Annotated in this window: 7 protein-coding genes; all 7 read left to right on the forward strand. The window is 52.3% G+C overall.

The genetic code is table 11. The annotated features are described in order from the left end of the window. A partial coding sequence (locus VFS25_RS17075; RefSeq protein ID WP_326463377.1) for a glycosyltransferase family 4 protein occupies positions 1 to 1,041 on the forward strand: 1,041 nt, incomplete at its 5' end. Between the two features lie 36 nt (positions 1,042 to 1,077). Continuing rightward, a complete protein-coding gene (locus tag VFS25_RS17080; protein WP_326463378.1) occupies positions 1,078 to 2,214 on the forward strand; it encodes a glycosyltransferase in 1,137 nt (378 codons plus the stop codon). Next, positions 2,189 to 4,354 (forward strand): bi-domain-containing oxidoreductase, encoded by a 2,166-nt coding sequence (locus tag VFS25_RS17085; protein ID WP_326463379.1) that lies wholly within the window; start codon positions 2,189 to 2,191, stop codon positions 4,352 to 4,354. Before VFS25_RS17080 ends, VFS25_RS17085 begins: the two co-directional genes overlap by 26 nt. Positions 4,355 to 4,369: 15 nt before the next feature. Further along, positions 4,370 to 5,488, forward strand: a complete 1,119-nt coding sequence (wecB, locus tag VFS25_RS17090; protein WP_326463380.1) for a non-hydrolyzing UDP-N-acetylglucosamine 2-epimerase — start codon at positions 4,370 to 4,372, stop codon at positions 5,486 to 5,488. After that, on the forward strand, positions 5,485 to 7,377 hold the full coding sequence (locus VFS25_RS17095) for an alginate lyase family protein (protein WP_326463381.1): 1,893 nt from the start codon (positions 5,485 to 5,487) through the stop codon (positions 7,375 to 7,377). Before wecB ends, VFS25_RS17095 begins: the two co-directional genes overlap by 4 nt. Further along, positions 7,374 to 8,630 carry a glycosyltransferase family 4 protein gene (locus VFS25_RS17100; RefSeq protein WP_326463382.1) on the forward strand — a complete coding sequence of 419 codons (1,257 nt, stop codon included), beginning with the start codon at positions 7,374 to 7,376 and terminating at the stop codon, positions 8,628 to 8,630. Before VFS25_RS17095 ends, VFS25_RS17100 begins: the two co-directional genes overlap by 4 nt. Then, a partial coding sequence (locus tag VFS25_RS17105) for a sugar transferase (RefSeq protein ID WP_326463383.1) occupies positions 8,627 to 8,873 on the forward strand: 247 nt, incomplete at its 3' end. The genes VFS25_RS17100 and VFS25_RS17105, both read left to right, overlap by 4 nt.

The following is an 8,873-nucleotide window of genomic DNA, read 5'->3' on the forward strand; positions in this document are numbered from 1 at the left end:
TACCGGGTGCCTTTTTTTGAAGAACTGGGTAAGCGTTATGATATAACCGTGCTTTATTTCACCGGTAACCCCGGGGCTGTTTCCTTTAAAACAATCCGGTACCAGGGCCCGTTCTACCGCTTTAAATTCATTCGTTATACACCCGGTGTGCGGAGGATCGTTAAGGAATACGATTGTGTGATCATAATGTTTGATTTGTGGTGGTTAAACCTGGTAGCATTGCCGTTCACGCTCAAAGGTAAACATACCCGTTCCATACTTTGGGGGCATGGTATCGGAAGAACGCACGGCATAGAAATGGCCACGGTATTACGCCGTTATATAGCGGCAAAGGCGCATGCGCTTATTTTTTATACCAAGGAAACCAAAGAGATCTTTCGGATCAGAACAGGTGTGCAGGAGAATAAATGTTTTGTTGCAAACAATACAATATTGGTTAAAAATACATTGGATGGCCCGCTTTCCCTGCAGAACAGGAACTATTTTCTTTACCTGGGCCGTGTGCAGCAAAGAAAACAGATACCCATATTGCTGCAGGCATATGCGTTGTTAAGTGCGGAATACAAGCACAAATACCAGCTGTACATTGTAGGCGACGGCGATCAGCCGTTTATATCAACGTTAAAAGCGCTGGCTGCGTCGCTGGGCCTTTCGGATAAGGTGGTTTTTGAAAGGGGTACGTATAATGAACACCATATTTGCCGGTACTACAGTAAAGCGGTAGCCTACGTATCTCCCGGCGCAGTAGGGCTGGGGGTAGCGCAAAGCTTTGCTTACGGCGTGCCGGTAATTACTACCACCAACGCCGGTCATGGGCCTGAGTTTGCCTACTGTAACGACGAAAATAGCTACTTCTATGCCGACAGCGGCGATACAACAGACAGGATTCAGCAATTAAACGGCGTGCTGGTGAAAGCCATTTCAGATAATACCTTGTGGCAACGGAAAGCTGCGGCCGCACAATATACTTACGAGAAGGAATGTAGCATGGAGAACATGCTGAACGGCTTTGCGGCTGCCATCGCATATGCCGGCAGGTGAGCGTTACATCAGGTTATATACAAAGAAAAGCCAGTTATGAAAATAGTCATCAATACAGCTACTATACGTGTTGGCGGCGGCCTGCCGGCGGCGCACTCCTTTTTAAACGAATGCAGGGCGTCAACGGGTAATACGTTTCATGTATTCCTTTCCGCAAAGCTGGCAGCTATGGTAGACCGTACTGTTTTTCCCGCCAACTTCGTGTTTTACGATATAAGATCCGGCGCCGCTACCATCCGCGGCCGGCGGCGGCTGCGTAAAGAGCTGGCCGCGCTGGAAGATCGTATTGGTCCCGATGTAGTGCTCACCGTGTTTGGCCCTCCTTACTGGCGGCCCCGGGCCAGGCATATTTGCGGGTTTGCCAAGGCGCAGTACCTGTATAAATATTCTCCCTTTTTTAAGATCATCTCATTTAAGCAGGCGCTGTTGCTGAAGGTAAAGGAGCACTTTCACATGAACAGCTTTAAGAACGATTGTGATGCGTTCATCGTGGAAACAGATGATGTTAGAAAACACCTGATGAACCGGTTGCCGGGCAAGGAGGTGCACACTGTAACCAACACCTGCCACCAGGTATTTGATGATCCGGCTAAATGGTCTTACAACATTGCTCTTCCGGCATCCGGCGCTTTTACTTTGCTAACCGTGGCCGTTAACTACATCCATAAAAACCTTTCCATTATTCCAAAGGTTATTGAATACCTGCTGGTGCAATACCCCGGTTTTTCATTCCGCTTTGTATTAACCTTTAACAAGGAAGAACTGAAGGGCGTTACTTCCCTGCACGCGCCCTACCTGCATTTCACAGGTAAGGTGAACATTGCAGAATGCCCGCCCTTATACCAGCAGGCCGATGCGATGTTCCTGCCAACCCTGCTGGAGTGCTTTTCTGTTTCCTATGCAGAGGCTATGAAAATGGACCGCGTGATACTCACGTCCGATCTGCCTTTTGCCCGCAATATCTGCGCCGATGCTGCTTTGTATTTCGATCCGCTGTCGCCCGGAGATATTGGAGATGTGATCTATAAAGCCGCTGCTGACGATGGGTTAAGAGCGCAGCTGACACATAACGGCCGGCAACAGCTAAGCCGCTTTTTATCGCCGAAGGAAAAGGCCGCCGCCTATTTAAAAATAATTGAAACAGGTTATGAAACAGCTCATCCAGTCTTTTAAAACAGGAGCCACCATTCTTGAAGATGTACCCGCGCCGCAGGTAGGCAGGAGCAGCATCCTGGTACAAACCACCCGCAGCCTGGTATCGCTGGGCACAGAACGTATGCTGGTGGAGTTTGGCAAAGCGAACCTGGTGCAAAAAGCCCGTCAGCAGCCCGACAAAGTTAAACAGGTGCTGGATAAGATCCGGACCGATGGATTAATGCCCACGCTGGAAGCCGTTTTCAGCAAGCTGGAGCAGCCTTTGCCACTGGGTTATTGCAACGTGGGAAAAGTAATTGCAGTAGGAGAAGGCGTAACAGCATTTAATATAGGCGACCGCGTTGCCTCTAATGGCCCGCATGCCGAGTTTGTATGCGTGCCTAAGCACCTGGCCGCCCGCATACCGGATAATGTAACCGACGAAGCGGCGGCATTCACCGTTGTGGGAGCTATTGGCCTGCAGGGCATACGCCTGTGTAATCCTACCCTGGGCGAAACCATAGTGGTAACAGGCCTGGGGCTTATTGGATTGTTAACCGCGCAGCTGCTGGTTGCCAACGGCTGCCGGGTAATTGGTGTGGACCTTGACCCCGGCAAAATCGCGTTGGCCCGCCGGCTGGGTATTACCGGTATTAACCCCACAGAAGGTACGGATGTGGTAAAGTACGTGAGCACGCTTACCAATGGCACCGGTGCAGATGGCGTAATCATTACCGCCTCCGCCAAATCCGATGATATTATCGCACAGGCAGCCCACATGAGCCGTAAGCGGGGCCGCATCATACTGGTAGGGGTAGTGGGCCTGCATCTTAACCGTGCGGCCTTTTATGAAAAAGAGCTGAGCTTCCAGGTGTCCTGCTCCTATGGGCCCGGCAGGTATGATGAGCAGTATGAGCAAAAAGGCTACGATTACCCGTTACCGTTTGTGCGGTGGACAGAGCAGCGCAATTTCGACGCTGTGCTGCAGGCCATAGCCGCCGACCAGCTGCAGGTAGCCCCGCTTATAACCGAACGTGTGGAGCTGGCAGATTACCGGCAGGTATATGAAAACATAGGCCACAGCCGTTCCATTGCTTCCATACTTGTTTATAACGCGCATAGTGTGCACCAGCCCTTTATACAGGTGCTGCCCGCTGCGAGCTTTGCCGGCGCCAAAGGCGTATTGGCTGTTATTGGCGCCGGCAACTTCACCAAAATGACGCTGCTGCCGGCCCTGCAAAAAGCCGGCGCCCATATAAAATACATTGCCAGCAACAGCGGCGTTACCGGCACTACGCTTGCCCGTAAGCACGGCATTGCCGTTAGCACCACCGATAATCTTGAAATACTGCAGGACCCCGCTGTAGATGCGGTGATGATTACTACCCGGCATAATACGCACGCTGCTATTGCAGCACAGGCGCTGCAGGCAGGCAAGCACGTATTCGTGGAAAAACCGCTGGCCCTTAACCGCCAGGAGCTGGAAGCTGTACAGCAGGCTTATAACGGCAGTGTTACGCTTACCGTAGGCTTTAACCGCCGCTTCTCACCCCACACGCAAAAGGTAAAGCAGCTGGTTGGCAGCTCGCCCATGAATGTAATTGCCACCATGAATGCAGGCTTTATACCTGCCAATGTATGGGTGCATGATGGTAAAATAGGCGGTGGCCGCATCATAGGAGAGGCCTGCCATTTTATTGACCTTATTACTTATTTAACCGGCAGCAGGGTAATAGCTGTATGCATGAATGCCATGGGGAAGCATCCTGCTGCGCAAACGGATAATGCGTCTATCCTGCTGCGGTACGAGAACGGTTCCACAGGTGTTATCAATTATTTTTCCAACGGCTCCAAAGCCTATGCAAAGGAACGGGTAGAAGTATATAGCCAGGAGCGCACAGCGGTTATTGACAATTTCCGCATTACCCGTGGTTATGGCTTTAAGGGGTTTTCAAAATTAAAAACCCGGTTAGATAAAGGCCATGCCGCGCAATGCCGCCTGTTTAACGAACGTATATGCAACGGCGGCCCGGCGCTGATACCATTTGATGAGATTGTGAACACCACGCTGGCCAGCTTTGCCGCCATTGAAAGCCTGCAGCAGGGCCGGTGGATATACCTGGAAGCGCAGGAACAGCCCGCGCCGCAGCAAAAAGAAGTGTTAAACGATGTTATGTAAATAAAATGTTTGCGTATGCAGATCACCATTATTGCAGGGGCAAGACCCAACTTTATGAAAATAGCGCCGGTTATAGCCGCTATCCGTAACAGGCAGCAGCAGGGGTATAACATTAGCTACAGGCTGGTGCATACCGGGCAGCACTATGATGCCAACATGAGCCAGTCGTTTTTTGAGCAGCTGGGCATACCCGCGCCGCATGCGAACCTGGAAGCCGGCGGCGGCACACAGGCAGAGCAAACCGCCAACATCATGGTGCGTTTTGAAAGGGAGTTGATGGCAAACCCCTGCGACCTGGTGCTGGTAGTGGGAGATGTTACTTCTACACTGGCCTGCTCTATCGTAGCCAAGAAAATGCATGTGAAGGTGGCGCATGTGGAAGCCGGCATCCGCTCCGGCGACATTACCATGCCCGAAGAAATAAACCGCATGGTAACCGACGCTATTACCGACTACTTTTTTACTACTTCTGAAATAGCCGGTAATAACCTGCGTAAAGAAGGCAAGCTGGCCGGCCAGGTATTTTTTGTAGGCAATACCATGATAGATACCCTGCTCAAAAACAGGCCCCGGTTTTATGCGCCGCCCGTATGGGAGCAGGCGGGTCTGCAACCGCAGCAATACCTGGTAATGACCCTGCACCGCCCGGCCAACGTGGATGAAGAAGATCACCTGGCCGTGCTGATAAACGAGATCATGCGCCACAGCCGGGGTTTACCCGTAGTGTTTCCCGTACACCCGCGTACCGCCCGGCAGCTGGAGCATATAGCCCTGGCGCATGCCAACCTGCACTTAACAGCGCCGCTGCCATACCTGGAGTTTAACTATTTAGTGGAGCACGCAAAAGCCGTGATCACGGATTCCGGTGGCATAACAGAAGAAACAACCGTAATGGGAGTACCCTGTATGACGCTGCGCGACAGTACCGAAAGGCCGGAAACCTGCACCCTGGGCACTAATGAGCTGTTGGGCACAAACCCTGCAGCCCTGGCCCCGGCCATGGAACGCTTGTTTGCCGGCCAATGGAAAAAGGGCGCCATACCACCCCTGTGGGACGGGCGCACCGCCGAGCGTATTGCCGATGCGCTGGTAGCATTGTTTAGCTTACAACCACAACCCGCACAGGTAGCATGAACAGGCTGCATACCATACGGAAAGGGCTGCACGTAGCACGTAACATGGGTTGGCGCTATATAACCTTCCGCTCTGTTTACGAATTGCAGCGTAAAAGCGGCTGGCTTAAAAAAAGGTTCCCGCAGGCGCCGCCCTTCCGGCAATATCTTTCGCTGGAACAATGGAAGGCGCAACCGGTACATTTCTTTTTTAAAAGCCGGGAGGAGATAACGCTGCCTAAGCAGCCGCAGCCTGCCCTGGCGGAGCGTTACCGGCATATTCGCCAGGGGCGCCTGTCTTTTTTCAGCGGCCCCCTGCTCGAAGTGGGCACCAACGGCAACTGGATGCAGAACCCCGATACCGGCTATGTGTACGACAGCACCTGCCACTGGACCCAGGTAAACGATTATTCCAGCACTGCGGGCGATATAAAATTTGTATGGGAAAAAGCAAGATTTGCTTACCTGTATGATGTTATCCGCTACGATTATCACTATAGCGAAGACTGCTCCGTTTATGTGCTGGAAGAAATACTGTCCTGGATAAATGCCAACAAAGTTAACTGCGGCCCGCATTATAAATGCAGCCAGGAAATAAGCCTGCGGGTGCTGAACTGGACCTTTGCGCTGTTCTACTACCGGAATGCCCCGGCGTTAACCGCTGCTGTTTTCGATAAGATACAATATGCCATTTACTGGCAGCTGCATCATGTGTACAACAATATTAATTTTTCCCGTATAGCCGTGCGTAACAACCATGCGCTTACAGAAACGCTGGCCCTGTACCTGGGCGGGCTGCTGTACCCGGCCATGCCGGATGCGGCGCGGTGGAAAGCCGCCGGCAAACGCTGGTTCGAGCAGGAGCTTGCATACCAGGTATACAGCGATGGTACTTTCCTGCAGTTTTCCATGAACTACCACCGTGTGGTGGTGCAGCTGCTTACCTGGGCTTTACAGCTGGCGGCCCTGAACGGGGAAACCTGGAGCAGCCAGGTAAAAGAGCAGGCCCGCCGTTCCCTGCTGTTCTTACGGGTATGTATGAACGACAGTAACGGCTGGCTGCCCAACTACGGCGCCAACGACGGCGCCCTTTTCTTCCGGCTCAATGAGCAGCATTACCGCGATTACCGCCCCCAGCTGCAGGCGCTGGCCCTGCTGCTGGAAGAAGATGCCGGTTTCCCCGAAACCTATGAGGATGCCGGCTGGTATGGTTGTGCGCAGCCTGTAAACCCCGTACCGGTGCTGCGCGCGGGTAACGCCTGCTACCAGTTTCCTGCAGGCGGCTATTATATATGCCGCGAAGAAGACACGCTTACCTTTTTAAGATGCGGCGCTCATAAAGACCGTCCCTCACAGGCCGATAACCTGCACCTGGACATATGGTATAAAGGAGAAAATATACTGCTGGATGCCGGCAGCTATAAGTATAACACCGACGCGGCAACGCTGCGCTATTTCATGGGCACGGCGTCACATAACACCGTGATGCTGGAAACTTACGACCAGATGGAAAAAGGGCCCCGGTTTATCTGGTACGGATGGACCCAGTGCGTGCATGCCGCGCTGTATGAAACACAGGATGAATATACCTGGGAAGGATGTATTACCGCATTCCCGCAGGTGGGAAAGAACATACAACACTACCGCCGCATCCGCAAACAAAAAGGCCGGCCCGTGTGGATCGTGGAGGATGAAATACGTAACAAGCCCCCTGCATTGCGCATGCATCAGCGCTGGCATACCTTATCGCCCGGCCGTTTGCAGTGGCAGGCGGCCGATGGCGCCGGCAGCGTATTGCCGCAGGAGCAGCCCGGCCGGCATGCAGCGCTGTACGGAGTAATGGAAGAAAGCCGGGAGATCATATTTACAACAGCTGGCAACAAGATAACTACTCAAATAACAGTGTTATGAATATCCTCTTAATTCACCAGTACTTCCTGGAAGATGATGACGCGGGCGGCTCGCGCTGGAACGAGATTACCCGTTCCTGGACCGCCGAAGGCCACACGGTAACTGTACTGTCGGGTATGATACACGCCAACGGGTCGGAAAAAAGAGCGGAATACAAAGGCCTGTATTTTAAGAAAAAGCTGCAGGGCCAGGTAACGGTGTGGCGCTGCCATGTATCGGAATCCTACAACAAAAATTTTATAGGCCGTTTATGGGGGTACTTTTCTTTTATGTTTGCGTCATTATGGGCAGGCTTATTTAAAGTAAAGGGTAGGTATGATGCGGTTATTGTTACTTCTCCGCCGCTGTTTGTAGGGTTTTCAGGCTACCTTATTTCCCGCCTGAAAGGTTTGCCGCTGGTGTTTGAAGTGCGCGACCTGTGGCCTGAATCCGCCATTGATACCGGCGTATTGCGGAACCGGTTTATCATATGGCTGGCCTACCGGTTCGAGCGGTTTATTTACCGTAAGGCCAGGCTTATTAACGTGTTAACGCCGGCTTTTTATAATACGCTGCGCGATCAGAAGAAGGTGCCGGAAGGTAAGCTGGTGTTTATTCCCAATGCCGCGGATTTTTCATTGTCTGACCACCTGCTGCAAACTTTCGATCCGGAGCGCTTTCGCCGTATGCGCGGGCTGGACGGCCGGTTTGTGATCACCTATGTGGGAGCGCATGGCGTGGCCAACCACCTGGAGCAGGTGCTGGATGCCGGCAAGCTGCTGGAAGATACGCCGGTGCTGTTTCAGCTGATAGGACAGGGAATGGAAAAAAGCAGGCTGCAGCGGCTGGCGCGTGAAAAGCAGGTGCAAAACGTGGTGTTTTTAGATCCTGTGCCTAAAAAGGAGGTGTTTAAGTATATAATGGCGTCGGACATGGGCGCATCGGTACTGAAGAAGGCAGATACATTTAAGACCGTGTACTCCAATAAAACCTTTGATTATATGGCCTGCAAAAAGCCTATACTGATGGCTATTGACGGCGTATCGCGCGAGCTGGTGGAAACCGCCGCTGCGGGCTGCTATGTGGAGCCGGAAAATGCAGCGGAGTATAACCGGGTTATCCGCCAGTACCTGCAGGACCCCGTGCGGCTGGAGCAGGAAGGTGAGAACGGTTTCCAGTATGCAAAAACTCATTTTGACCGGCAGGTGCTGGCCCGGCGCTTTTTGCAGCATATACAGCAAAAAGTAACCTCAAACGGTGTTGCTAAAAAATGAAATTATACAGGCATGTCATAAAACCTTTGCTGGATGGCATTATAGCGCTGGTGGCCTTATTGGTGCTGGCGCCTGTTTGGCTGCTGCTGTTATTGTTGCTTACCCTTGCCACCAATGGCCGCCCGTTTTTTTTTCAGCGGCGGCCGGGGCTGCACGGGAAAGTATTCTGCATTATTAAGTTCCGCACCATGAATAACCAACGGGATATGAATGGCCGGTTACTGCCGGATGCGCAGCGTTTAA

The sequence above is a fragment of the Chitinophaga sp. genome (assembly GCF_035761305.1).
GTDB lineage: Bacteria > Bacteroidota > Bacteroidia > Chitinophagales > Chitinophagaceae > Chitinophaga.